Annotated in this window: 22 protein-coding genes; 12 read left to right on the forward strand and 10 right to left on the reverse strand. The window is 66.0% G+C overall.

What is annotated here, in order from left to right; all coding sequences use genetic code 11:
- On the reverse strand, positions 1–2,574 hold the full coding sequence (gyrA, locus tag CKJ84_RS00210; RefSeq protein WP_095545558.1) for a DNA gyrase subunit A: 2,574 nt from the start codon (positions 2,572–2,574) through the stop codon (positions 1–3).
- A gap of 82 nt (positions 2,575–2,656) precedes the next feature.
- Here gyrA and CKJ84_RS00215 point away from each other — a divergent pair, with 82 nt between their 5' ends.
- Positions 2,657–2,866, forward strand: a complete 210-nt coding sequence (locus CKJ84_RS00215) for a CopG family transcriptional regulator (RefSeq protein WP_095535524.1) — start codon at positions 2,657–2,659, stop codon at positions 2,864–2,866.
- Between the two features lie 349 nt (positions 2,867–3,215).
- On the opposite strand, the gene CKJ84_RS00225 is transcribed toward CKJ84_RS00215, so the two are convergent.
- A complete protein-coding gene (locus CKJ84_RS00225; RefSeq protein ID WP_143340173.1) occupies positions 3,216–4,163 on the reverse strand; it encodes a hypothetical protein in 948 nt (315 codons plus the stop codon).
- 66 nt (positions 4,164–4,229) lie between these two features.
- Between CKJ84_RS00225 and CKJ84_RS00230 the strand changes: the two genes are divergently transcribed.
- Both CKJ84_RS00230 and CKJ84_RS00235 read left to right on the forward strand, forming a co-directional pair.
- Positions 4,230–4,658: a hypothetical protein gene (locus CKJ84_RS00230; protein WP_095535527.1), complete on the forward strand. Its 429-nt coding sequence runs from the start codon at positions 4,230–4,232 to the stop codon at positions 4,656–4,658.
- Positions 4,659–5,088: 430 nt separating this feature from the next.
- Positions 5,089–5,529 (forward strand): hypothetical protein, encoded by a 441-nt coding sequence (locus CKJ84_RS00235; RefSeq protein ID WP_095545560.1) that lies wholly within the window; start codon positions 5,089–5,091, stop codon positions 5,527–5,529.
- Positions 5,530–5,606: 77 nt separating this feature from the next.
- Here CKJ84_RS00235 and gyrB read toward each other — a convergent pair whose 3' ends face one another.
- From gyrB to dnaA, 5 genes are all read right to left on the reverse strand, one after another.
- On the reverse strand, positions 5,607–7,682 hold the full coding sequence (gyrB, locus tag CKJ84_RS00240; RefSeq protein WP_095535529.1) for a DNA topoisomerase (ATP-hydrolyzing) subunit B: 2,076 nt from the start codon (positions 7,680–7,682) through the stop codon (positions 5,607–5,609).
- A 169-nt stretch (positions 7,683–7,851) separates the two neighbouring features.
- A complete protein-coding gene (locus CKJ84_RS12655) occupies positions 7,852–8,475 on the reverse strand; it encodes a DciA family protein (protein ID WP_369801138.1) in 624 nt (207 codons plus the stop codon).
- A complete protein-coding gene (gene recF, locus CKJ84_RS00250) occupies positions 8,456–9,640 on the reverse strand; it encodes a DNA replication/repair protein RecF (RefSeq protein ID WP_095545561.1) in 1,185 nt (394 codons plus the stop codon). The genes CKJ84_RS12655 and recF overlap by 20 nt, the downstream gene beginning before the upstream one ends.
- A gap of 67 nt (positions 9,641–9,707) precedes the next feature.
- Entirely contained in the window at positions 9,708–10,907 is a 1,200-nt protein-coding gene (gene dnaN / locus CKJ84_RS00255) for a DNA polymerase III subunit beta (RefSeq protein WP_095278663.1), read from the reverse strand.
- A gap of 596 nt (positions 10,908–11,503) precedes the next feature.
- Positions 11,504–13,114, reverse strand: a complete 1,611-nt coding sequence (gene dnaA, locus CKJ84_RS00260) for a chromosomal replication initiator protein DnaA (protein WP_095545562.1) — start codon at positions 13,112–13,114, stop codon at positions 11,504–11,506.
- A 950-nt stretch (positions 13,115–14,064) separates the two neighbouring features.
- On the opposite strand from dnaA, the gene rpmH reads away from it, so the two are divergent.
- The 9 genes from rpmH (at position 14,065) to CKJ84_RS00305 (ending at position 21,271) form a co-directional block, all read left to right on the forward strand.
- A complete protein-coding gene (gene rpmH, locus CKJ84_RS00265) occupies positions 14,065–14,202 on the forward strand; it encodes a 50S ribosomal protein L34 (protein WP_095278661.1) in 138 nt (45 codons plus the stop codon).
- Positions 14,203–14,238: 36 nt separating this feature from the next.
- Positions 14,239–14,619: a ribonuclease P protein component gene (rnpA, locus tag CKJ84_RS00270; protein WP_095545563.1), complete on the forward strand. Its 381-nt coding sequence runs from the start codon at positions 14,239–14,241 to the stop codon at positions 14,617–14,619.
- Complete coding sequence (yidD, locus tag CKJ84_RS00275; protein ID WP_165765442.1) at positions 14,619–14,969, forward strand: membrane protein insertion efficiency factor YidD; 351 nt, start codon at positions 14,619–14,621, stop codon at positions 14,967–14,969. Before rnpA ends, yidD begins: the two co-directional genes overlap by 1 nt.
- Before the next feature lie 9 nt (positions 14,970–14,978).
- On the forward strand, positions 14,979–15,959 hold the full coding sequence (gene yidC / locus CKJ84_RS00280) for a membrane protein insertase YidC (RefSeq protein ID WP_095535534.1): 981 nt from the start codon (positions 14,979–14,981) through the stop codon (positions 15,957–15,959).
- 169 nt (positions 15,960–16,128) lie between these two features.
- Positions 16,129–16,749: a 16S rRNA (guanine(527)-N(7))-methyltransferase RsmG gene (rsmG, locus tag CKJ84_RS00285; protein ID WP_233125418.1), complete on the forward strand. Its 621-nt coding sequence runs from the start codon at positions 16,129–16,131 to the stop codon at positions 16,747–16,749.
- Positions 16,750–16,761: 12 nt separating this feature from the next.
- The gene (locus CKJ84_RS00290) at positions 16,762–17,781 is read left to right on the forward strand and encodes a ParA family protein (RefSeq protein ID WP_095545564.1); all 1,020 of its coding nucleotides are present in this window, start codon (positions 16,762–16,764) and stop codon (positions 17,779–17,781) included.
- Positions 17,782–17,784: 3 nt separating this feature from the next.
- Positions 17,785–18,993: a ParB/RepB/Spo0J family partition protein gene (locus CKJ84_RS00295; protein WP_095545565.1), complete on the forward strand. Its 1,209-nt coding sequence runs from the start codon at positions 17,785–17,787 to the stop codon at positions 18,991–18,993.
- A 28-nt stretch (positions 18,994–19,021) separates the two neighbouring features.
- Positions 19,022–19,714, forward strand: a complete 693-nt coding sequence (locus tag CKJ84_RS00300) for a hypothetical protein (RefSeq protein ID WP_198949220.1) — start codon at positions 19,022–19,024, stop codon at positions 19,712–19,714.
- Positions 19,715–19,837: 123 nt separating this feature from the next.
- Positions 19,838–21,271, forward strand: a complete 1,434-nt coding sequence (locus tag CKJ84_RS00305) for an RNA-binding domain-containing protein (protein ID WP_233125419.1) — start codon at positions 19,838–19,840, stop codon at positions 21,269–21,271.
- Here CKJ84_RS00305 and CKJ84_RS00310 read toward each other — a convergent pair.
- The 3 genes from CKJ84_RS00310 to trxB form a co-directional block, all read right to left on the reverse strand.
- Complete coding sequence (locus tag CKJ84_RS00310; protein WP_095537784.1) at positions 21,232–22,413, reverse strand: N-acetylmuramoyl-L-alanine amidase; 1,182 nt, start codon at positions 22,411–22,413, stop codon at positions 21,232–21,234. The genes CKJ84_RS00305 and CKJ84_RS00310 overlap by 40 nt on opposite strands.
- A 102-nt stretch (positions 22,414–22,515) precedes the next feature.
- The gene (gene trxA / locus CKJ84_RS00315; RefSeq protein WP_095535540.1) at positions 22,516–22,839 is read right to left on the reverse strand and encodes a thioredoxin; all 324 of its coding nucleotides are present in this window, start codon (positions 22,837–22,839) and stop codon (positions 22,516–22,518) included.
- Between the two features lie 145 nt (positions 22,840–22,984).
- On the reverse strand, positions 22,985–24,013 hold the full coding sequence (gene trxB / locus CKJ84_RS00320) for a thioredoxin-disulfide reductase (protein WP_095535541.1): 1,029 nt from the start codon (positions 24,011–24,013) through the stop codon (positions 22,985–22,987).
- Between the last annotated feature and the right edge of the window lie 68 nt (positions 24,014–24,081).

A 24,081-nucleotide genomic window follows, 5' to 3' on the forward strand; every position in this document is an offset into this window, starting at 1 on the left:
CTACTCCTCACCCTCGGCGTCGTCGGGGGCCCCGCTTATCGACGATTGCGTCGCCTCCTGGGCCTCCTCAAGGGTTTTCTCGCCCTTCGCCACCGCGGTGGCCTCCTCTTCGCCGGAGTCCTCGACGTTCTTGTCGATGGCCAGCAGCTCGACGTCGTCGCCAAGATCCACCAGGCGCACGCCCATGGTGGCGCGCGAGGACGGGCGGATCTGGTTGACCTCGGTGCGGATCACGCCGCCCGCGGAGGTGATGGCAAAGATCTGGTCGTCCTCGTCCACTGCCAGCGCGCCGATGAGCTTGCCGCGCTTCGGGGTGTACTTGAACGTCATCACGCCCATGCCGCCGCGGCCCTGCTGGTTGTACTCCTCGATGGCGGTGCGCTTGCCGTAGCCGCCGCTGGTGGCCACGAGCAGGAACTCGCCGTCCTGCACCACCGTCATGGCGAGCAGCTGGTCGTCGCCGCGGAAGCGCATGCCCTTCACGCCGGCGGTCGCGCGGCCCATCGGGCGCAGCTGATCATCATCCGCCGGGAAGCGGATGGCCTGGCCCTGCTCGGAGACGAGCAGGAGGTCATCGTCGTTCTGCGTCAGCGCGGCGCCGATCAGGGCGTCGCCCTCGTTGAGGTTGATGGCGATGAGGCCGGCGGAGCGCGCGGACTCGTAGTCCGTGAGGCGGGACTTCTTCACGCGGCCATCGCGGGTGGCCAGGACCAGGTACGGGGCGTCCTCGTAGGACTGGATCTGGATGATCTGGGCGATCTTCTCCTCCGGCTGGAACTCCAGCAGGTTCGCCACGTGCTGGCCGCGGGCGGTGCGGCCAGCCTCCGGCAGCTCGTACGCCTTGAGGCGGTAGACGCGGCCGAAGTTGGTGAAGAAGAGGATCCAGTCGTGCGTGGAGCAGATGAAGAAGTGCTTGACCACGTCGTCCTGCTTGAGCTCGGCGCCGCGCACGCCCTTGCCGCCGCGCTTCTGGCTCTTGTAGGCGTCCACCTTCGTGCGCTTGGCGTAGCCGGTGGAGGTGATGGTGACCACCACGTTCTCGCGGGCGATGAGGTCCTCCTCCGTGACGTCGCCGGTGGCGGCCACGATGCGGGTGCGGCGCTCGTCGCCGAACTTGTCCACGATCTCCTTGAGCTCCGTCGCCACGATCTCACGCTGGCGCTCCGGCTTGGCCAGGATGTCCTTGTAGTCCGCGATCAGGCGCTCGATCTCCGCCAGGTCGTCCACGATCTTCTGGCGCTCCAGAGCGGCCAAGCGGCGCAGCTGCATGGCGAGGATTTCGTTGGCCTGGATCTCGTCGACGTCGAGAAGCTTCATGAGGCCCTGGCGCGCATCGTCCACCGTCGGGCTGCGACGGATGAGCGCGATGACCTCGTCCAACGCGTCGAGGGCCTTGACCAGGCCGCGCAGGATGTGGGCGCGCTTCTCGGCCTCGTCGAGGCGGTACTGGGTGCGCCTGACGATGACCTCGATCTGGTGCTTCACGTAGTAACGCAGCATCTGGTCCAGGCGCAGGGTGCGCGGCACGCCGTCCACGATGGAGAGCATGTTAGCGGAGAAGTTCGTCTCCAGCTGCGAGTGCTTGTACAGGTTGTTCAGCACCACGCGAGGCACGGCGTCGCGCTTCAGCTTCACGACGATGCGCATACCGATGCGGTCCGAAGACTCATCATCAATGCTGGCGATGCCGGCCATCTTGCCCGCGTTCACCTGCTCCGCAATGCTGTGGATGAAGTTATCCGGGTTGACCTGGTACGGCAGCTCCGTGATCACGATGACCTGGCGGTTGCCCACCTCCTCGACCTCGGTCACGCCGCGCATGCGAATCGAGCCGCGGCCCGTGGTGTAGGCCTCCTTGATGCCCTTGTCGCCCACGATCAGGCCGGAGGTGGGGAAATCCGGTCCCTTCACGCGCTCCAGCACCGCGTCGAGCGTCGCCTTCTCGTCCGCGTCGTGGTTGTCCAGGATCCAGTAGATGGCCTCCGCCAGCTCGTTGAGGTTGTGCGGCGGGATGTTGGTGGCCATACCGACCGCGATGCCGTTCGAGCCGTTCATCAACAGGTTCGGCACACGCGACGGCAGGACCGTCGGCTCCTGGGTCTTCGAGTCGAAGTTGGGGGCGAAGTCCACGGAGTTCTCGCGGATGTCGCGCACCATCTCCATGGCCAGCGGGGTGAGCTTGCACTCCGTGTAACGCATCGCGGCCGGGCCGTCATTACCCGGCGAGCCGAAGTTGCCCTGGCCGTCCACCAACGGGTAGCGCATCGCCCACGGCTGCGCCATGCGCACGAGGGTGTCGTAGATGGCGCTGTCGCCGTGCGGGTGGTAGTTACTCATGGTCTCGCCCACGGCCTTCACGCTCTTCACGTACGAGCGCTCCGGGCGGAAGCCGGCGTCATACATGGCGTAAATGACGCGGCGGTGCACCGGCTTCATGCCGTCGCGCACCTCTGGTAGCGCGCGGCCCACGATCACGCTCATCGCGTAATCGATGTAGCTGGTCTGCATCTCCTCATTGATGTCAATGGGTTGGATGGCGTCGAAGTTGCCGCCACCCGTGGTGTCGTCGCTCATTGCTCACCTTTCTTATTGTGCTCACGTGTAGTTTACCGGCCCTGTGACGCGTTGCCGCGCTGAGCAGTGGTATCAAAGTGGTATGGCTATGACACTCCGGCTCACCACAGACGAGGACAAAGCGCTCGTGCTGCTCGCCTCCGCGTGGGGCTGCTCCAAGCAGGAGGCCGCCCGCCGCGCCGTGGTCACCTCCGCATCGCGGCTGCTTGACGACGCCACCGTCACCGACCTCGCACGCTCCCTCATCCCCGGGTACAAAACTATGGAATCGCGCATCAGGCAAGCGCGATGAGGGGTTTTAGCGCCGAGCAACTTTTAGCCGTTGCCGATGAGTACTGCGCCTATACGGGTGCCCGGGTGCGCTCCTTCTCTGCCCTGGTTGCTTGTGCTTCCGTCCCCGGTGCAAGGGTGCATGGGGTGCCTGTATGTGACACTGCTGGGCAGGCTTCGGAGGAGCTAGCCGAAGCGGTGCGGAGGATGCAGCCCTTAAGCACTGAGAATTCCGGCTTCGCGGAAGTGGCCGCGGAGGTGTATCGGCGGTGGGCGGGGTTGGCGCCGTGACATCGTCGACCACAGCAAACGCACAGGTGAGCATTTCCCCAGGTCGTGGAGCGATGTATTTGTTTCCTATGCGAAATTTGTCACAGGGTCCGGCGCAACACCTCCTCAACGCTCTCAGGCAGCCTGGCTAAAGTCCCCTCGGCGAAGCGCAGCACCTGCCACCCCTGCGCAACCAGCTCAATCTGGATCAGCGAATCTAAGGTACGTTGCTGCTTGTCCCAGTGGTGCGCGCCGTCGTACATCAGCCCAATCTTGGGTTCCATAAGGGCAAGGTCCAGGTCAGTGACCCGCTTACCCCACCTATTACGGATCACCACCTGCTCGGCCAAGGTCAGCCCATGCTTCTGCGCTACCGGCGTTGCTAGCAGGCGCATCTCGGTTTCCTTTGGCGAGTCTGCCAGCGCGCTCGACGCACCCAACACCTGGGACAGCCACCGCCTATCCAGCCTGCGGGAGGCACTGATGCGGATGGATTCGGGGGTGAGGTTGAGGAAGCGCCGTGTGGCGTCGATAAGCTGCACTGCACGTGTCAGCGCACTGGCGTCAAAGGTGTGCCAGGCCGACTCTCGGCGGCGGATACTTAGGAGCGCGTGGACCGCGGCAAGCGGAGGGGCTGCTACAGATATGGGCTGACCCGCACACATGACGGTCCAGGCCTCATGTTCGCGCAGCTTGAGCCGCCAGAGTGCCGGGGTGTATTGCGTCGCCGGCCGGTTCTTGCGGATTCCGGGGCCAACAAGCACAGTGTCGCAGGCATCCGCAAAGAAGGGCAGGCCGTAAAGCGCCAGCGCGCCCATGCCGGTGACCGTGGTGCCAGGGTGCGACAGCGCGTGGGCCACGGCGCGGTCGGTGGCGGGCACAGAGTAAGCAATCCCGCGTGGGTGATGCCTTGCTGCGTGCGCTACCAAATTCGGCTCGCGCAGCATCGTCGCCGGCAGCGAAAACTCGCGGTTGATTGGCTCCCCTACCGCCCCGTGCACCATGTGCAATCCCGCCATCGTGTGCATCCCATTGTGTAGCTTCGCCATACCTATTAGACGCAGCGAGCGACGCGCCGGTTCCCCCACACCCGCGAACGGAATAGAGTGTTGTGCATGAGAAAACGCTCCCTTGCCGCGCTGACCGCGGCCGCTCTCGCCATCGCCGTCCCCGCGCCCGCGCACGCAGGTGTGTCCGAGCTGTCGTCGGGTTCCAGCACGTCAAGCTCGGGGAGCTCGAAAATTCCGGAGGGCAAGGTGCCCGCCGACGGCCCGCAGGTCCCCGAGCAGCCGCCGCTCGGCAGCGCCTACACCGGCTCAGCCCCGATCTCCCTGACCATCGCCGCCCTGGCCACTTTTGTATCGGTGCAGTTGCTTATCGACGCCATCCCGCCCCTCCGCCAAGCCGTCGACCAAATTGCCAACCAAGCCGGCCTGAGCCACGTCTACGGATCCTCCGAGGGCAACCGCATTTTCGACGTCCCTGCCTGGATCAAGGCCGCCGAGGACGCCGGGTACCCGCTGCCGCAGCTCCCCCAGCTGTAGCGTGGCCGCAACCGCCGTGCTAAATTTGGCACGGTTGTGGTTGCAGTGACTCATGTGACTCCTGTGTTTCGTTTTGCTTTGTGCGGAGGCGCACGGCGACGGTGCAGCGGGCGAGATGACTGTGGCGGAAGAGCCGCAACAGCCGTGCCCATCGGCACACGGTAAGGGCGACCCCGGGGGTGGGTCGCCCTTTTGCGTGGGCGTTCCGAGCGAGGCTCCGGCTTGAGGGCCTATGTGACTGGCTCGGGGTGCCTTCGGGGTGCCTCCGGGTGCCATTCGCCTATTTGACGAGGACAGGATGACGTAGATACGAGTGTCGACTCGCGTCTTCGCCAAGGTGATCTCGTCATCTGGGGCCGGGCGTGCCGTTCCCGGATGCCGCCCGGCCCGTCTTCGGACGGGCTTTCTTTTCGCCGGTAAGATGTCCCGCATGTCTGATTTGCAGAAGCTGCTGGAAGAAACCACCCGTCCCGCCGTGACGAAGGACCTCGCCGAGCTCACGGAAACCACCGTGTCCAACCAGTCCGGCCTGACTGGCATGGCGCTGAAGTCGGCGCTCGCCGCGGGGAAGAAGGCGGACGCCAACGCGGTGTCCAAGGGCATCAATAAGGTGCTGCCGATGCTGGTTGAGCGCGTCGAACCCTACTGGGCTAACTACCAGGGCGAGGGCAGCGCAAACGGGTTCGGCGGCTACCTTGCCGCGCACCAGGACGAGGTCGTGGATGACATCGTCAAGACTGCCGACGCCTCCGTGGACTCCCTGCCGGGCGCGGTGAAGAAGGTCTACACGTCGCTGCGCAGCAAGGCGTCGAAAATCGTCGCGCCCGCGTTGCCGGGTCTCGGCGAGATCATCGAGCGCCACGCGAAGTAACGCGCCAACACCACACCACTACACAGCAAAGCGGCCGGTAACCACGCTGGCTACCGGCCGCTGAGGCCCGATGTTGCCTATACGTCCAGGAAGCGGACGTCCTTCGCCTTGCGGGTGATGAAGCTGCGGCGGGCGGCGACGTCGTCGCCCATGAGGATGCTGAACAGCTCGTCGGCGCGCTGCGCGTCCTCCAGGTCCACGCGGCGGAGGATGCGCGTCTCCGGGTCGAGCGTGGTCTCCCACAGCTCCTTAGCGTTCATCTCGCCGAGACCCTTGTAGCGCTGGATGCCGTCGTCCGTATTGATCTTGCGGTTGGCCTCGAGGCCCTCGGCGAGCTGGCGGTCGCGGTCGGCGTCGGTAAACGCGTATCCGGGCGCGCCCTTTGCCCACTTCAGCTTGTACAGCGGCGGGTTCGCCAGGAAGACGTGACCGTTCTGCACGAGGTCCGGCATGAAGCGGAACAGCAGGGTGAGCAGCAGCGTCGCGATGTGCTGGCCGTCCACGTCCGCATCGGCCATGAGCACGATCTTGTGGTAGCGCAGCTTATTGATGTCAAACTCGTCGTGGATACCGGTGCCCAGCGCCGTGATGATGGCCTGGACCTCGGCGTTCTTGAGCACGCGGTCCATGCGCGCCTTCTCCACGTTAAGGATCTTGCCGCGCAGCGGCAGGATCGCCTGGTGCATGGAGTCGCGGCCGCCCTTGGCGGAGCCGCCTGCGGAGTCGCCCTCCACGATGAACAGCTCGGATTTCACCGGGTCCTTCGATCGGCAATCCGCCAGCTTGCCGGGCAGGCCGCCCAGGTCGGACGCGGACTTGCGGCGCACCAGGTCGCGGGCCTTGCGGGCCGCCTGGCGGGCGTGCGAGGACGACACGGCCTTATTAATAATCGCCTTCGCCTCGGCCGGGTTGGCGTCGAACCAGTCCGACAGGTTCTCATTCACCGCGCGCTGCACGAAGCCTTTGATCTCGGTGTTGCCCAGCTTCGTCTTGGTCTGGCCCTCAAACTGGGGGTCGCCCACGCGGACGGAGATGACGGCGGAGATACCTTCGCGGCAGTCGTCGCCGGTCAGGTTCGGCTCCTTATCCTTGAGCAGCTTGTGCTCGCGCGCGTAGCGGTTCATCAAGCTGGTCAGCGCGGCGCGGAAGCCCTCCTCGTGGGTGCCGCCTTCGTGCGTATTAATCGTGTTGGCAAAGGTGTGGACGGATTGCTTGTAGGAGTTGTTCCACTGCAGCGCCACCTCGGCCTCGTGGTCGTCGCCCTTCTGGTCAAAGCCGATCACCGTCGGGTGGATCGTGGTCTTGCCCTTGTTCAGGTACTCCACGTAGTCAATCAGGCCGTTCGGGTAGTGGAAGGTGACCTTCTTCTCGCGCTTCTTCTTCACGTTCGGCGCGACGGCCTCGCCGGCCTCGCCTTCTTCGGCGTCGGACTCGACCACGGTTTCGTCATCAAACGAGTCCTCTTCCACCAGCGCGGCGGTTTCGCCCTCCTCGGCGATGGCCTCGAGTTCGAGCTCCTCGTCGGAGACGCGCTCGTCCTTGAGCGTGATGGTCAGGCCCTTGTTCAGGAAGGCCATCTCCTGCAGGCGGCGGGAGATTGTGTCGTAATCAAACTCGACCGTCTCGAAGATTTCCGCGTCCGGCCAGAAGCGGATCGCGGTGCCGGTGCCGCGGGCGTTGCCGCCCTCCTCCAGCTCGTCCGGGATGGCGTTGCTAAAGCGCTGGTACCAGTGCTTGCCGTCGCGCTTAATGTCCGCCTCCACGCGGGTGGACAGCGCGTTGACCACGGAAATGCCCACGCCGTGGAGGCCGCCGGAGACGGCGTAGGACTCGGAGTCGAACTTGCCGCCGGCGTGCAGCTGGGTCATGACGACCTGGACGGTCGGGGCGCCGGACGGGTGCATCTCCACTGGGATACCGCGGCCGTTATCAACGACCTCGACACCGCCGTCCTTCAACAGGGTCACATCGACGCGGTCGGCGTAGCCCGCCATTGCCTCGTCGACCGAGTTGTCCACGACCTCCCACACCAGGTGGTGCAGGCCGCGCGTGCCGGTGGAACCGATGTACATGCCGGGGCGCTTGCGGACAGCCTCGAGGCCTTCGAGGATGGTAATTGATGACGCGTCGTAATGAGGTTGTTGCTCAGCCACTGCTTGGACTCTCCTCTATATGCGTGAGTGGGCAATATGTGCCTAAAGCCTGTTTAACCCGCTCTATCTTACACGTAGTGGGGACCATTTACGGCACCAGGTGAAGCAGCGACAGGGCGTTTCACGGGCGGATTTTGGGGTGGGCGGTGGCGTCGCTAAGCAAAAGCCCCTATCCGTACGTATCGCGCGGGCCGCGGCCCTTGACGTGCAGCGGGCCGTAGCGCCAGCTCTTGGTTTTGGGGCCGAAGATGTGCAGCTTGGTGATCACGTCGGGGCCGAGCTTCTCCGAGATCGCGCGCAGAATCGTGGACTGCATGTACTTGAGGTTGGAGGCCCAGGCCGTTGAGTCGCAAGTAATGTGGACCTCCCCATTTTTGATCATCTCCACCTTTGTGTGCTGCGCAATTTTCGCGCCGACCAGGCCCTCCCAATTGCCCATCACCCAGCCGTACGCTATGTTTTCGGTCCAATCGCGCTGCCGAACCTCTTTGCCGAGCAGAGCGCTAAACGACGCCACCTCATACCCTCGCGGCAACGCCCGCCCATCCTTGCCCGTGGGCCGGCCGCGGCGCACCCACGGCCTGCGGGCCTGCTCCTCAAAGTGGAGTCCGGGCACGGCCACCTCCTCGCCCTCCCCGGGCGCGCCCGTCATCCCCGCCGTGAGCGCGCGCTTGCCCACGCTGCGGCGCGGCGTCACGTTCGCGCCCTGTTTCCGCAGGTTAGGCAGGCGTCGCCCGCTGCGGCGCACCGTCTCGCGCAGCTGGTTGAAGGTGTCACTGACCAGATCGCTCAATGTGCGACTCCCCCTCCTCCATCGTCACCGCGTAGCGCGCGGAGACCGCGTCGTCCAAGTTGCCGGGCAGATCATCGCCCACCGCCGCCGTAATGAGCACCTGCTCCGCGTCCTCCGCGACCCGCACGAGCCGCTGCCGACGCTTCGCGTCCAACTCCGCGAACACATCGTCCAAGATGAGGACGGGGTCCGCGCCGTCCGCCGCGAGCAGCCGGTACTCCGCCAGGTGCAGCGCGAGCGCGTACGACCAGGTCTCGCCGTGCGAGGCGTACCCCCTCGCCGGTTGCTCGCCCAGGCTGAGGACCAGGTCGTCGCGGTGCGGGCCCACCAGCGTGGTCCCGCGGTCCAGCTCCTCGCTGCGGCGGCGGCCCAGCTCGCTGAGCATCGCGGCCTCCAAGATCGCGGGGTCCTCCGAGGGGCCATCATTGAGCGTCCGGACCGCCGCGTCCAGGGTGGAGCTGTACCTGATGTGCGCCGGCCGCGACTCCGGAGCCACCGAGTGGTAGGACTCCGTGACGTGCGGCGCGAGCTCACCCACCAGGCGCATCCGCCCCGCCGTGAGCTGCGCGCCTAACGACGCCAACTGCCCATCCCACACGTCAAGCGTGCTCAGCGCGCTCGCGCCCTGCGGGTCCTCGTAGCCGCGGCGCAGCACCATGTTGGACCGCTTGAGCAGGGCGTTGCGTTGGCGCAGCACCTTGTCATAGTCCGCCTTCACCCCACCCAGGCGGCGCACCCGGAGCGCGGCGAGCGCATCGAGGAAGCGCCGGCGCTCTGCGGGCTCGCCGTTGACCAGGCGCAGGTCCTCCGGGGAAAACATCACCGTGCGCAGGACGCCGGCGAGCTCGCGCGGCGACTTGAGCCTGGTGCGGTTGATCTGCGCCTGGTTGGCGCCCGAGGCCTTGAGCAGCAGGTGCGTTGTGAGCGCCCGGCCCTCGTTGACCGTGGTGGCGGAGATACGCGCGTTGCTCGCGCCGCCGCGGACCAGCGGGCCGTCCGTGCTCACGCGGTGGCTGGACAGGACGGAGGTGTAGTAGACGGCCTCGACGATGTTGGTCTTGCCGTGCCCGTTGCGTCCGGCGAACACGGTGACCCCGCGCTCCAGCTCCAGGTGGAGCGAGGGCCACGAGCGGAAATCGCGCAGGTCAAATTCGCTAACGTACAACGTTTCTTCTCTGAGTCAGCATGGTCGGCTTAGGGGGCGCGTTGGGGGCCGGACGAGTAGGCGTCGATTAGCCCGGCAGGCGCACTGGCATCAGCAGGTAGGTGAAGTGGGTCTCCGGGGTGGGGAACGTGCCGTCCTCGTTGGCCTCGGGCAGGTCCTCCGGCTCCGGGATCATGATGGCCGGGCGCGAGGCCTCGGTGAAGCCGAAGACGACGCGGTCAGTGCCGATGACGGACAGGCCGTCGCGCAGGTACCCGGCGTTGAAGGCGATGAGCAGCTCGTCCGCGCCGGTGAACGCGGCCGGCAGGGACTCGCTCGCCTCGCCCGAGTCGACGCCGGAGGCGAACAGGCTCACCTCGCCCTCGCGGAAGTGCAGGCGGATCTGCGCGTTGCGGTCGGCCACGAGGGAGACGCGGCGGATGGACTCGAGCAGCGGGGCGACCTCGACCGTGGCCATGGAGGTGTGCGCCTTGGGCAGCAGCGGCTCCACATTGGGGAAGTCCGCGTCGAGCATGCGGGTGGTGGTTTCGCGGTTGCCCACGTGCATGCCAAACAGGCCCTCGGCGCCAACGTTGTCCTGCGCGCCGACCGCGATCTCCACCGGGTCCTCCAGCTGGGTGTCCAGCGTGCGGGCATTGTCCAGGAGGGTCTTGGCCGGGACCAGGAGCTTCGCCTCCACGTCCGGGCTCTGCGGCTCCCACTCCAGGCTGCGGATGGCAAGGCGGAAGCGGTCCGTTGCGGTCAGGCGCATCTTTGCGCCGCGGATCTCCACGTGGATACCGGTGAGCATGGGCAGCGTGTCGTCGCGGCCGGCGGCGGAGGCGACCTGGGAGACCGCGCGGGTCAGCGACGCCGGGGCGATCGTGCCGGTGGTCTCCGGCAGGCTGGGCACCTGCGGGTAATCATCCAGCGGCATCAGCGGAAGCTCGAAGCGGGCCTTGCCGCCCACCAGCTTCATGGTGTTGTTGTCCGTGGTGACCTCAACCGGTTGGTGGGGCATGTTGGCCACGATGTCCGAGAGCAGCTTGCCGGCCACCGCGACCCTGCCCGGCTGGTCAACCTCGGCGCCGAGTCGGACGCGGGTGGACACCTCGTAGTCAAAGCCGGCGAGCTCCAGGCCCTCATCGTCCGCGGTGATCACAATTGCGCGCAGGATCGGCTGCGTGCTCTTGGTGGGCAAGGCGCGAGCCACCCACGCCACGGCGTCAGAGAGGTCATCTTTGTGGACGCGGAATGACAGGGTGTTCTCACCGATGCTCTCGACCATAACGGCGTAAGGCTCCCTTGCTTGTAGTCGTGATGTTGAAACCGTTGCGCGGCTACCCGCGGTAACCAGGATCTGTAATTACGTTCTCACTCTAGGCGGGGCGCCGGGGCTTCGCCATATCGCCCCGGGGCGAAAGCAGGTTTTGTAATTCCAAGAATCGGGCTGTCCGAGCGGACGGCGGGCGGGTCATGCACAACCTCTCTTTCTGTAGAAGGAATTACAAGTAAAAGAGTTGGTAACTGCAGTAGGTGCTGTGCAATCTGTGGAATCCATGGGTTTCGCCGTGGTGGTGGGGCGAAACAAGGGTGTGATTCGGGGTGTGGAGTTCTTGTGGATATCTCCGTGCGGTTGTGGATAACTTTTCGGCCCCGATTTTGTTCCACAGCAGGTCGGACGTTGTCCACTGGGCTTTCACAAGATTTGCACGGTTATCCACAGGGCGGATCTGGGGGCCTGCGTCGGGTGCCGTGTGAGCAAGATCGCCAAATTACAACGGCGTAATTACACAGGTGTGGAGAAGTCTGTGGAGAGTGGTAAGAGAGTGACTTCTGGGGTTTTTGTGATCTTGTGGGGCGGAATAGCGCCGGCCCCACGGCCTAGCCCATGCGCGCCTTGTTCTTGATCATCTGCGTGAGCTCCTGGATCTCGTCGTAGGTGCCACGCTTTTCCGTCATTTCCTTGCGGATCTTCCGGTCCGCGTACATGACGGTGGTGTGGTCCTTGCCGCCAAACTCGTCGCCGATCTTGGGCAGCGAGAGCTCGGTGAGCTCGCGGCAGAGGTACATGGCGATCTGGCGCGCGTGCGCCACCTGCCGGGCCTTTCCGGCACCGGTGAGCTGCTCCAACGAGAGTTTGAAGTACTCCGCGGCCGCCTGCTTGATGGCGTCCGCGGTGATGTTCACGTCGGCCTCGTCCGGCAGGATGTCGCGCAGCGCGTGGTGCGCGGCCTGCAGGTCAACCGGCTTGTTGGACAGCGACGAGTACGCGGACACGCGGATGAGCGCGCCCTCCAGCTCGCGGATGGAGGACTGAAACTGCGACGCGATCAACTCGAGGACGGAGTGCTCGACCTCGGTGCCGTCGGCAGCCGCCTTCTTCATCAGGATGGCGATGCGGGTCTCCAGGTCCGGCGGCTGGACGTCGGTAATCAGCCCTCCCTCGAAGCGGGTGCGCAGGCGGTCCTCCAGGGTGGTGAGCTGCTTCGGCGGGCGGTCCGAGGACAGGATGATCTGCTTATTCGCCTGGTGCAGCGCGTTGAAGGTGTGGAAGAACTCTTCCTGCGTACCTTCTTTACCCTGCAGGAACTGGATGTCATCCACCATGAGGATGTCCAGGTTGCGGTAGCGGCGCTTGAACGATTCCTGCCGGTCATCGCGCACGGAGTTGATGTAGTCGTTGGTGAACTCCTCCGAGGACACGTACTTGATCCGCAGCCCCGGCTGCAGCACCTGCGCGTAATTCCCCGCCGCGTGCAGCAGGTGCGTCTTGCCCAGGCCGGATCCGCCCCAGATGAACAGGGGGTTGTAGGCGCGGGCCGGTGCCTCAGCGACCGCGAGCGCCGCGCCCGCCGCGAAGCGGTTGGACGAGCCGGTGACGAAGTTTTCAAACGTGTACTTCGGGTTCAAGTTCGCCGCCCGGTCCGGGTCGTGCGCCGGCTCCTCGCGCGGGATGCGCCGCGGCACGGTCGGGTGGCCCTGCCGATGCTTTTGCTGCTGCGCGTGCATCTGCGCAAGCTCGTCCAGCCCCATCGGTATCTGCTCGCCCGGCCCCGCATCCTGCGCAAATTCCTCGGGCACGGAGGGTGCGTAATCGCGCTGCGGGGGCATGCTTGTCGACGCCACCGGCCCCGGCACTTCCGGCTCAGCAGGTTGTGGGGGCTGCGGCGCGGCGGGCGGCTCAGCGGCAGGAGGCGGCGTGCTCTCCGCCGCCGGTGCGACGGACACCGCGAGGATGCACGGCCCGCCGAGCTGGGCGGCGAGCAGGTTGGTGATGTGCGGTGCCAGCGAATCCTCAATCACCGTCTTCGCCGCGTGGTGGGGGACGGAGAGGACCGCGTAGCCGTTGACCAGCATGACCGGGGTGACCAGCTGCAGGTAGGAGCGCTCTTTGAAATTGAGCTGCGGGACCGAAGAGTCGGGTCGCTCTGAGAGCTGCAGCAGCTGGGTGACGGTGTCACGCCAGAGCGATTCGATCTGTTGCTCGGCCACGGTTACTCCTGTTCTTTCCTTGACATGGGGCTATGGGGTTCTTGGGGTCTGGATTGGTCCTGCGGGGCGCAGGAGGAATGCGCGGCGCGGCTTATGCAACTCTGCAACTTTGTGAAATTACAAAACCCACCGCGGAATCCACCGAATCCGGCGGTGCCTCCACAGGCTGGCGGGGACCGGGATGGGCCCTCACCTGTTGTTCCACAACTTTATCCACAGGTGTGAATAGCGCCACCGTCGGGTTCTATCCACAGGTGTGTGCGCAAACTGTGGATAACATTTCTCAACCCTAAAGCTGTGGTTGAACTGGGGTAATGGCGGGTCCCTCGGAGAAGTCTCAACTCATACTTCACAGTTATCCACAGGCTTGTGCACTGAATGCTTGTGAAATTGTGGTGATAAGACATTGTTACCCGCTGTCACCTCAGCGTGTCTAACGGTGTCGTGCCGGAGAACCTGTGGAATTCGAAAACGGATCGAACACGTGTCAGCGACCCGCTCCCCTCCCCGCCCGTTGAGCCCCACGTTGCCGGGCCGATTGGGCCGACTACCTGCGAAAAAACACAGTTATGTAATTTCGGGTGCCCCCGTTCGTCCCCGCGAATCCTGTCGGAGTGTCGATTTGTCGCCCGGAGGAAAAATCACGTACCCTAGTGGAGTCTGTCGCGCTAGTCGCACTGGCCGTTGCCCCGCGCAGCGCCTTGCACTCGCGCGCTTGAGAGCACTACCCGCGCCGAGAACCGGGCCCCCGCAAGGGCGAGTCAGCGCAGGTAGCGCATGCGGCCTTCACCCAGTACGCGGTGAAGCGCGATCTCAACACCATTTTTCTACCGGAGGCGGCCACTGCCCCGGGAGGACGGGAGCACTGCTCACGGATGCTCTGCACAGAACATCCGTGCCGCGCAGCGCCCCCGACCGCTGGTCGCCGTGACGCATACAAGGAGTCCACCGTGTCCAAGCGGACTTACCAGCCCAACAACCGTCGTCGCTCGCGCAAGCACGGCTTCCGCGCCCGCATGCGCACCCGCGCCGGCCGCGCCATCGTTTCCGCGCGCCGCAAGAAGGGCCGCGCAAAGCTGACCGCGTAGTCGCGCCGTAGCTGCACCAATTCAGGGTTCACCACCGTGCTGCCGCGACCGCTGAAGCTTGCGTCATCCAGCGACTTCCGTCGCACGATGCGCAAGGGGACGCGGGGCGGCTCCCGGACACTGGTGGTGCACCTGAGAGCCCGAACCGACACCGCCGTGCGCGGCGGACCTCGGTTCGGGCTCGTGGTGTCTAAACAGGTGGGGAACGCGGTGACCAGGCACGCGGTGTCCCGCAAACTCCGGGCCGTCGCGCGCACGCAGGCGGAGGCGCTGCCGCGCGAATTCGACGTGGTTATCCGAGCGCTTCCTGTGTCGGCCACGGCGTCGAGCGCCGAGATGGCCGGAGACCTCGAGCGCGCGGTCCGCAAGGCGCGCGCCAAAATCGCCAAACCACCACAAGAGCGGACAACCCGCTGATGGCGTACTACAACTTCGCCGGCGGCCGGATCCCCAGCCCTCCCGGGCCGGCGGCGGCCGCGCTGGTGAAGCTGGTGCGCCTCTACCAAAAGTACGTGTCACCCCTTAAGCTGGGTGGGACCTGCCGATTTTTGCCCGTTTGCAGTGCATACGCACTCGAGGCGGTCGCGCGACACGGTGCCGTGAAAGGCACCGCGCTCGCGGCCGCCCGCGTGTGTAAGTGCGGGCCGTGGCACCCAGGTGGCTACGACCCTGTGCCGGGGAGTATTCCGGCGGGGGCGGGGGCGTCGACAAGCGCCCAAAGCTCCAGCGTGCAGGCAACGGACATACGACAAACCGATGAGGAGTAACTGCCAAAAGTGCTGAACTTCATTTATTGGCCGATTTCATGGGTGCTGTGGGCGTACCACAAACTCTTCGGCGCAATTCTCTCGCCAGATTCAGGCATGGCCTGGGCGCTGTCCATCATCATGCTGACGGTGACCATCCGTGCGCTGCTGATCAAGCCGATGGTCAACCAGATGCGCTCCATGCGCCGCATGCAGGAGATGCAGCCGCGGATGCAGGAAATCCGCGCGAAGTACAAGAACGACCAGCAGAAGATGGCCGAGGAGACCCAGAAGCTGTACAAGGAGATGGGCACCAATCCGCTCGCCTCCTGCCTGGTCCCGCTCGTGCAGATGCCGGTGTTCATCGGCCTGTTCCACGTGCTGCGCTCGTTCAACCGCACCGGCAACGGCCCGGGTGCGCTCGGCCTGTCGGTTGAAGAGAACCGCAACATTGCCAACTACGCCTTCTCGCCCGAGGACGTCCGCTCCTTCCTGGACGCCAACATCTTCGGCGTCCCGCTGTCGGCGTACATGTCCATGCCAGAAGACGCGTTCGCCGCGTTCACCGGTGTGGAGGACCTCACCCGGACCAAGATCATCGCGGTCTGCCTGCCGATGGTCATCCTGTCCGCGCTGTTCACCCACCTGAACGCGCGCATGTCCATCCAGCGCCAGCAGGCCCGCCGCGCGGCCGGCAAGGTGAACAAACCTCAGGGCGAGAACGCGCAGATGATGGACCAGCAGATGCAGATGATGAACAAGATGATGCTCTGGTTCCTGCCGGCCATGATCCTGTTCACCGGCTTTGTCTGGCACGTCGGCCTCCTGTTCTACTCGCTGTCCAACAACATCTGGACCTTCTTCCAAACCCGTGTCGTGTACGCGAAGATGGACAAGGAAGAAGAAGAGGAAGAGGCCGCCAAGCGCGAGGCCAAGCGCGCCTCCGCCCCGGCCGTCGGCGCCCGCAAGGTGGACAAGCGCACCAAGAAGCAGCGCAAGCAGGGCAAGTAAGGGTTGCTCGCTCGAACCCGTCGCCAGTTGGCGGCGGGTTTTTTCGTGCCCGATTCCAGGCGTCCAACTGGGTTGGCGGAAGTGAACGCGCACAATTGCCCCAATGTTGGGCGCGTTTACTAGAGTCGGAGTGCAAACAATTCCCCTTTGTGTAAAGGAGCGCACAGCCGTGTCGGAACAGACCCCCGCTATCGCGCGCACCGTCTTCGGTGACCGCCTGGGGCTCGCGGAGCAGTACCGCGAGTCGCTGGCCACCGTGGCCGCGCAGCGCGGCTTCATCGGGCCGAAGGAGGTGGACCGGCTCTGGGGCCGCCACATCCTCAACTGCGCCGTCGCCGCCGAGGCGTTCGCGGAGGGCGCCCGCATCGCGGACATCGGCTCGGGCGCGGGCCTGCCGGGCATCCCGCTGGCCATCGCGCGGCCGGACCTGGACGTGACGCTCATCGAGCCGCTGCTGAAGCGCTCCACCTACCTCGGCGAGGTGACCGAGCAGCTGGGGCTGGACAACGTCACGGTGATCCGGGGCCGCGCCGAGGAGCAGCAGCGCGGCCAGTTCGACGCCGTCACCTCGCGGGCGGTGGCTCCGCTGGGCAAGCTCGCCGGCTGGTCCCTGCCGTTGGCCAAGCACGGGGGCGTCATGGTGGCGATGAAGGGGGCGTCGGTAAGCGAAGAGCTCGAGCGAGACGCCGCGCAGATCCGGAAGGCGGGCGGCGGAGAAGCCACCATCTCCCAGGTCGGCGAGGGCCTGCTGGAGCAGCCGACCACCCTGATTACAATCGTGCGAAAGTAAGGGGGAGCGAATATGGACGAGCAGAATTTCGACGACACCCCGATCATGGCCGCGGCGCACCGGGCCACCCAGATGACGTCTGGGCGCGCGAAGCTCCCTAAGCCGGAGCAGCCGCGCGTGCTCACCATTGCCAACCAGAAGGGCGGCGTGGGCAAGACGACGACGGCGGTGAACATGGCGGCGTCGCTGAGCAAGCAGGGCCTGAAGGTGCTGGTGATCGACCTGGACCCGCAGGGTAACGCGTCAACGGCACTCGGCGCCGAGCACACCTCCGGGACCGTGTCCAGCTACGAGGTGCTCATCGGCGAGGCCGAGGCCGCCGACGCCGTGCAGGCGCACGCGGAGAACCCCAACATCTTCTGCATCCCCGCCACCATCGACCTGGCGGGCGCCGAGATCGAGCTGGTCTCCATGGTGCGGCGCGAGTACCGGCTTCACGACGCTATCCGGCGCGGGTTCCTCGACGAGCACGGCTTTGACTACGTGTTCATCGACTGCCCGCCGTCCCTCGGCCTGCTTACCATCAACGCAATGACCGCGGTGGACGAGGTGCTTATCCCCATCCAGTGCGAGTACTACGCGCTCGAGGGCGTGGGCCAGCTGCTGGGCAACATCGGCATGATCCGCGAGCACCTGAACCACAACCTGCACATCTCCGCGATCCTGCTCACCATGTACGACGCGCGCACGCGCCTGGCTGCCGACGTGGCCGCCGAGGTGCGCGACCAGTTCGGCCAGGTGGTGCTGAACAACGTCATTCCGCGCTCGGTCAAGGTGTCCGAGGCCCCCGGCTACGGGCAGACCGTGATTGATTACGATCCCGGCTCCCGCGGGGCGCTCGCGTACTTCGACGCGGCGCGCGAGCTGGCCAACCGCGGCGACTACCAGCCGCACGAGACGACCGGGCCGATCGGCGTGAGCCCCGAGGTGTTCGCGGAGCTGGATAGCGACGGGGACGCGGGGGATGATGCTGAGGGTTCAGCAGGTACTGAGGGCACGGAAGGCACTGTAGGCACTGAGGGCGAGGAGTAACACATGGCACAGCAACGCAAAGGCGGACTCGGGCGAGGCCTGGCCGCACTGATCCCGTCCGCGCCGTCGACGACGGATACGACCGGGAAGACGGGCGCGATTGGCAATGGAGCCTCCGACATCATCTTCGGCGACGGCAAGGCCGCGCAGCGCGCGCAGGCGCCGAAGCCCGAGAAGGAGACCAACAACGGCAGCACCGGAGCGGGCGCCAATGCCGGCGCCGACGACGCTGCGAATTCCGGCAAGACCGAGAACTCAGGCAAGAAGGGCAAGAAGGACAAGCAGCGCAAGAAGGTCAAGGGCGCCCCCACCGTGGGCGGCTCGCCGCGTGGGCCGATCGCCGGCGCCCCGACCGTTTCCGCCGCGAAGGACAACGTCATGCAGCCGGTGCCCGTGGGCGCCCGCTACCAGGAAGTGCCGCTGGGGCAGATCATCCCCAACCCGAAGCAGCCCCGCCAGGTCTTCGACGAAGACGAGCTGGCCGAGCTGGTGCACTCCATCCGCGAGTTCGGCCTGCTGCAGCCGATCGTCGTCCGCGACACCCAGGATGGCTTCGAGCTGATCATGGGCGAGCGCCGCTGGCGCGCGGCCTCCAAGGCCGGCCTCAAGCACATCCCGGCGATCGTGCGCGAGACTTCCGACGAGGACATGCTCCGCGACGCCCTCCTGGAGAACATCCACCGCGTCCAGCTCAACCCGCTGGAAGAAGCCGCCGCCTACGAGCAGCTGCTCAAGGAGTTCGGCGTCACCCAGGAGCAGCTGGCGGACAAGCTGGGCCGCTCCCGCCCGGTGATCACCAACGCCATCCGCCTGCTGCGCCTCCCGGTGGACGTGCAGCGTCGCGTCGCCGCGAACGTCCTGTCCGCCGGCCACGCCCGCGCCCTCCTGGGCGTGAAGCTGGACAGCGACGAGCAGACCTCCACCGCGCAGAACGAGCTGGCCAACCGCATCGTCGCCGAGGGCCTGAGCGTGCGCGCCACCGAGGAGGCCGTCACGCTGCTGAACAACAACGGCGCCCTGCCCGAGAAGAAGAAGCGCGAGCCGCAGCCGCAGCCGGAGTTCCTCACCAACGCCGCGAACTCCCTCGCAGACGCCTGGGACACCAAGGTCTCCGTGACCATGGGTAAGCGCAAGGGCAAGATCGTCGTTGAGTTCGGCGACAAGGACGATTTTGACCGCATCATGGGCCTGATCCAGGGCGAGCAGGACTGATCGGACCGGCGGAACGTCAGGGGGACGGGTGTCAACGCAACCACGCGCGCAGCTCGTGCCGGTTCACGCCGGCACACTCGCCCGCATCCACCGGCGCGCCGCCGACACCGTCTTCTGGGAGCTCGACCCGCCGAGGTCATCCCCGCGCCACGCCGACACCGAGTTCACCGTCCAGCGCTCTGAGCTGGACAAAGAGGCCTGGCTCATCGCGCGCTGCTACGAGCAGTACCCCATCGGCCACTCCATCGCGGAGGTGAGCGCCGACGAGGGCGCGCTGGCCACCATCCTCTTCTGCCCGCCGGAATTCGCCCCGGGCGCCTCCCGCTTCCCCACCGCACCCATTAGCCAAGACGCATGGGTCATCACGAGCCTGCACATCGACGCCCGAGCCCAGCGCCGCGGTTACGAATCGGTACTCCTCGACGCCACCATCGCCGCCGCCACCAGCGCCGGTGCACAGGCCCTCGAAGTCTTCGGCCTCCACGAGCCCTCCGCGCGGGGCACAACGCTTGACGACGCCACCGCGCAGGCCCACAGCCCCATCGCCCGCCACGCCGCCGCAATCGGTCTGACAGCGGTGCCCATCCTCGAGTCCGCCGGCTTCCGCATCGTGGACGACCACCCGCTGCTGCCCCGCCTCCGGCTCTCGCTTCCGCCCGTATTCGACCTCATGGCGGACCAAGAAATCGCGGACCTGTTGGCGGAAGCGCCGGCCGTTTGATTCCATCACCTCACCGATTCCGCCCAGCAGTGTGCCCACATTCCATCATTCAATCAGACGGTGCCGGACGAATCGAACTGGCGAATACCAATGATGTAAGCTATCGGCATGCGCGCTGAGGAAATGGCTGATCAAATCGCCCTGGGACAGGGAATGACCAGGGCGTTTGCGCGTCGTAAATCTGCCGCTTTCATCAACGAGCGCCGCGTGATTGAAACGATGGCGTCCATGGCCAACGCCGAGGGCGGCACCCTTTTCATCGGCGTGGATTCGGACGGTTCAATCAGTGGCTGCTATCCCTTCCACGGTGATCGAACCGACCCCGCGCAGCTGGCCATGGCGGTGCGCCGCTACACCAACCCGCCGCTGGAGGTTGACGTAAGCGCCGCGCGGATAGGCGGCGCCGAGGTGATTGCGGTGCGGACCGACGCGCACCCGAGCCCCGTCGCCACCGCGTGGGGCACCTACCGCACGCGGCGCCTCAACGAGCGGGGCGTGGCAGAGGCGGTCGGCATGGACCCGACGTATCTGTTCACGCGCTACCGCGACGCCAACGGGGTCGACTGGGCGCTCTCCCCAGCCCGCGGTGCCGCCCCGGACGACATCGACCCGGAGGCGATTGCGAGCTTCCGCGAACTGGCGGCGAGCCACGGCGGCGACGCGCTTGCCGCGCAGCGCTCCGACGAAGCGCTCGTCCGCGCGCTCGGGTTCCGCACCGACGCGGAGCACCCGCTGACGCTCGGCGCCATCGCGCTCTTCGGCCGCACGGAGGCGATCCGTACGCACCTGCCGTACCACCAATTGGTGTTCTCGGACCGTCGGGTCTCGCACCGGACGTCGCGAAGCGTGGCCCCCTTGGCCACGATGCTCAGCGCGCTCACCGAGCACCGCGCCGCGCTCGGCCCCGCGTTTCCGCTGGTGATTAACGCGCTCGTCCACCGCGACTACTCGCTGCCTGCGCCCGTCTACGTGGCGCTGGAGGAAGACTTCACCAGCATCTCAAGCCCCGGCGGCCTGCCGCGCGGAGTGGACGCGGAGGCGCTCGCGGAGGGTCGGCCCGTCTACGCGCCGCGCTCCCTTCACCTGAGCACCGCGGTCTCGCTCACCGGGCTCACGCGCGGCGCCGGAACAGGGTACCCGGAGGTCGCGCGGACGCTATCCGCCGCAGAGCTGGACCCGGTCAGCTTCGCGGGCACCCATGGGCAGGGCGTGACGGTGACGGTGACGCAGCACTCAAGCGCCCCGGTCGCGGTGAAGGGCAATGACGCGATGGCGCTGGGCGCGGTGCAGCGCGCGCGCCGCGCGTCGAGAAGTGTCGAGGGGGCAGGGCCGGGCGAGCGGCGACGGCGCCGCCATCACCGGCTTGAGCCAGCAGCAGGCGTACCGCGCGTTGCGCAAGCTTGTCGACGCCTCCCTGATCCGCAAGATCGGCTCGACCCGGACCACCAGGTACTACGCAAAGTAGCCCAGGCGCGGAACCCCCGAAACTTTCCCCCGTTATTTTCCCCGGTAGGAAACTACGCGCGCTCTTCGCGCAGCAGGTCCTGGAACGAGTAGCTGCCCGTCGGTTGGTTGTCGGATTCCAGCAGGTAGAGGCGCTTGACGGCCACGACGATGGATTCCGCGATCGCGTCACGCTGCGCGGGATCGATGAGCACGGCCAGGTCGCCCGGGTTGCTCAGGTAGCCGGCCACCACTTCCACCGACGGCATGCGCGTCATGCGCAGCATTTCCCAGGTGCGGGCGTGGTTGTGGCAGTTCCGCAAGTTGGTGCGGGCGGCGATCTCGCGCTGGATGTAGCCGGAGAGCGTCTCGCCAGTCATGGAGGAGCTGCCGATCTCGGACCCGAAGTAGAAGGTGGCCACGCCGTTGGCCTTCTCGTTCGGGTAGTGGTCTAGCTGCAGCGAGATCACCAGGTCGGCCTTGAACCCGTTGGCCAGGTCGGCGCGCGCCTTCGCCGACGGGTTGTCGCCGCGGGTGCGGGAGATGATGGTCTCCACGCCCGCGGCGATCATGCGGCCCTCGACGCGCTGCGCCAGGTCCCACACGATCTCTTCTTCGGTGATGGGGCCGTACGGGCCCTGGACGGTCACGCCTGTGTCGGTGCCGCCGAGGGCGGGGTCAATGACCACGCGCTTGCCGGTCAGGTGTGGGCCGGCCTGGCGGACGTGCTCGCGCTCGCGGATGGCGTTGGCGGAGCCGCCGGTGATGCGCCGGCCCAGCAGGCTGAGCGCGTGGAGGGTGTCGGGGCCGCAGAGCCCGTCGTCCTCGAGGCCGGAGTTGAGCTGGTAGGTCATCACCGCTTCGTGGGTGCGGCGGCCGAAGCGGCCGTCGATGCGGTGCGCGTAAAAGCCCAGCTCGTGGAGTTGGGTCTGCAACTGCGCGACGTCGTCGCCGACGAGCTCCTGGCTCGGTTGGTAGCTCAGGACGCGGTTGCCCAGTTTGTACGACGCCTGGCGGAGCTCGCGGAGAGTCAGGTCATCGATGTCGCCGGTGGGCATGATGCCGCGCGACTGCTGGAAGGCTTTGATGGTGTCGGCCAGCGTGGCGTCGAAAAGCATCTCTTCCTGCGAAAACTGGCGGGAGTTCCACTCATCGATGGAGCCCTCGTAGCCGCTGAGCAACCCTAAACGCGCGAGTGTTGAGCGAACCTCAGCAACCCGGGCACTGGAGTCGCCGACGCGGAGAGTTGCACGCACTGGGAGCCTTTCTGACGAAGCGGTTGACACGTATACCTATTACATCCTACGTGGGTGAGGCGGCCGCGCGCGAAGCAGCACGTCGGCACGCCGCGGACCCAGCTAGAGCAGCGGCTCGATGCGGGAAAGGATCTCCTGTTTGGGCCGGTAGTTGGTGAACTCGTCGACCTTTTCACCGTCCTTGTACAGCAAGACGGTGGGGATGCTGAACACCTGGAACATGGCGGTCAGGGTGCGCTCGGTGTCCGCGTCGATCTTGACCACCTTGAGCTTGCCGTCGTACTCGGCGGCGATCTCGTCCAGCACCGGGGCGAGCCGCTGGCAGGGCTGGCACCACTCGGCAGAAAAGTCCACGAGGACGGGCAGCTCCGACTCGATGACCTCGGACTTAAAGGTGTCCTGGGTGACGTCCACTGGTGCGCTCACGGTGCAACTCCTTCACGTGTTCTCGGTTCCGGCTCCCCTAGTCTAGTCGCGCCCGCTAAATCCCCGGCTCGCGCGCCCGCCCAGCGAAGTAACAGAACCATTACAGCTTGCTGGGCCTCGCTTCACGACGCCCACGCGCCACGGCCTACAGCGTATTGAGGTAGTGCTGCGCGTCGATCGCGGCACGGCAGCCGGAGCCGGCGGCGGTGATGGCCTGGCGGTAGATGTGGTCGACCACGTCGCCCGCGGCGAAGACGCCCGGGACGCTGGTTTTGGTCGTCGGGTCCTCCACCTGGATGTAGCCGCCCTCGTCAGTAGCGACCTGTCCCTCCAGGAAGGCGGAGCGGGGGTCGTGGCCGATTGCCACGAAGAGCGCTGTGGCGTCCAGAACGGACTCCTCGCCCGTTTGGGTGTTGCGGACCTTCAGGCCGCTGACCTTGCCGTCTGCCTCCTGCACCTCGTCGACGACGGTGTTGGTGATGAACTCGATCTTCTCGTTGTCGCGGGCGCGGTCCAGCATGATCTGGGAGGCGCGGAAGTTCTCCGAGCGGTGGATGATGGACACCTTGGAGCCGAAGGTGGTGAGGAAGGTGGCCTCCTCCATCGCGGAATCGCCGCCGCCGACCACGGCGATGTGGTGGTCCTTAAAGAAGAAGCCGTCGCAGGTCGCGCAGGTGGACACGCCGCGGCCGGTGAGCTCCTCCTCGCCCGGGATGCCCAGGTGGCGCGGTGCGGCGCCGGTAGCGAGGATGATCGCGCGGGCCTTGAACTCCTCGCCGTCGACGTAGACCTTCTTCACGTCGCCGGAGAAGTCGACGCGCTCGACCAGCTCGGGGCGCAGCTCCGCGCCGAACTTCTCGGCCTGGGCGCGCATGCTGGACATGAGCTCGGGACCCATGATGCCGTCCTCAAAGCCGGGGAAGTTTTCGACCTCGGTGGTGTTCATGAGCTCGCCGCCGAATTCGTAGCCCTCAAACACCAGCGGGTTAAGCTCCGCGCGGGCCGCGTAGAGGGCGGCGGTGTAGCCGGACGGGCCGGAGCCGACGATGATCACGTCGTGCACCTTCTCATCGCCGCTGCCCTTCGCCGGTGCGGCCTCCGGCTCGCCCTTCTTCTCGGCGGGCGTATCGCCCAGCACGTTCATAGAAAGCAGGTTGAAATCTGGCTTTGTCATGTGTCCTCCGCCTCATCATCGCGATTGTGGTTGTAGCCGTAATCTCGCAACAGTCTACTTCCCCACTC

Source organism: Corynebacterium sp. NML 120412, from assembly GCF_002285155.1.
GTDB classification, from domain to species: domain Bacteria; phylum Actinomycetota; class Actinomycetes; order Mycobacteriales; family Mycobacteriaceae; genus Corynebacterium; species Corynebacterium gottingense.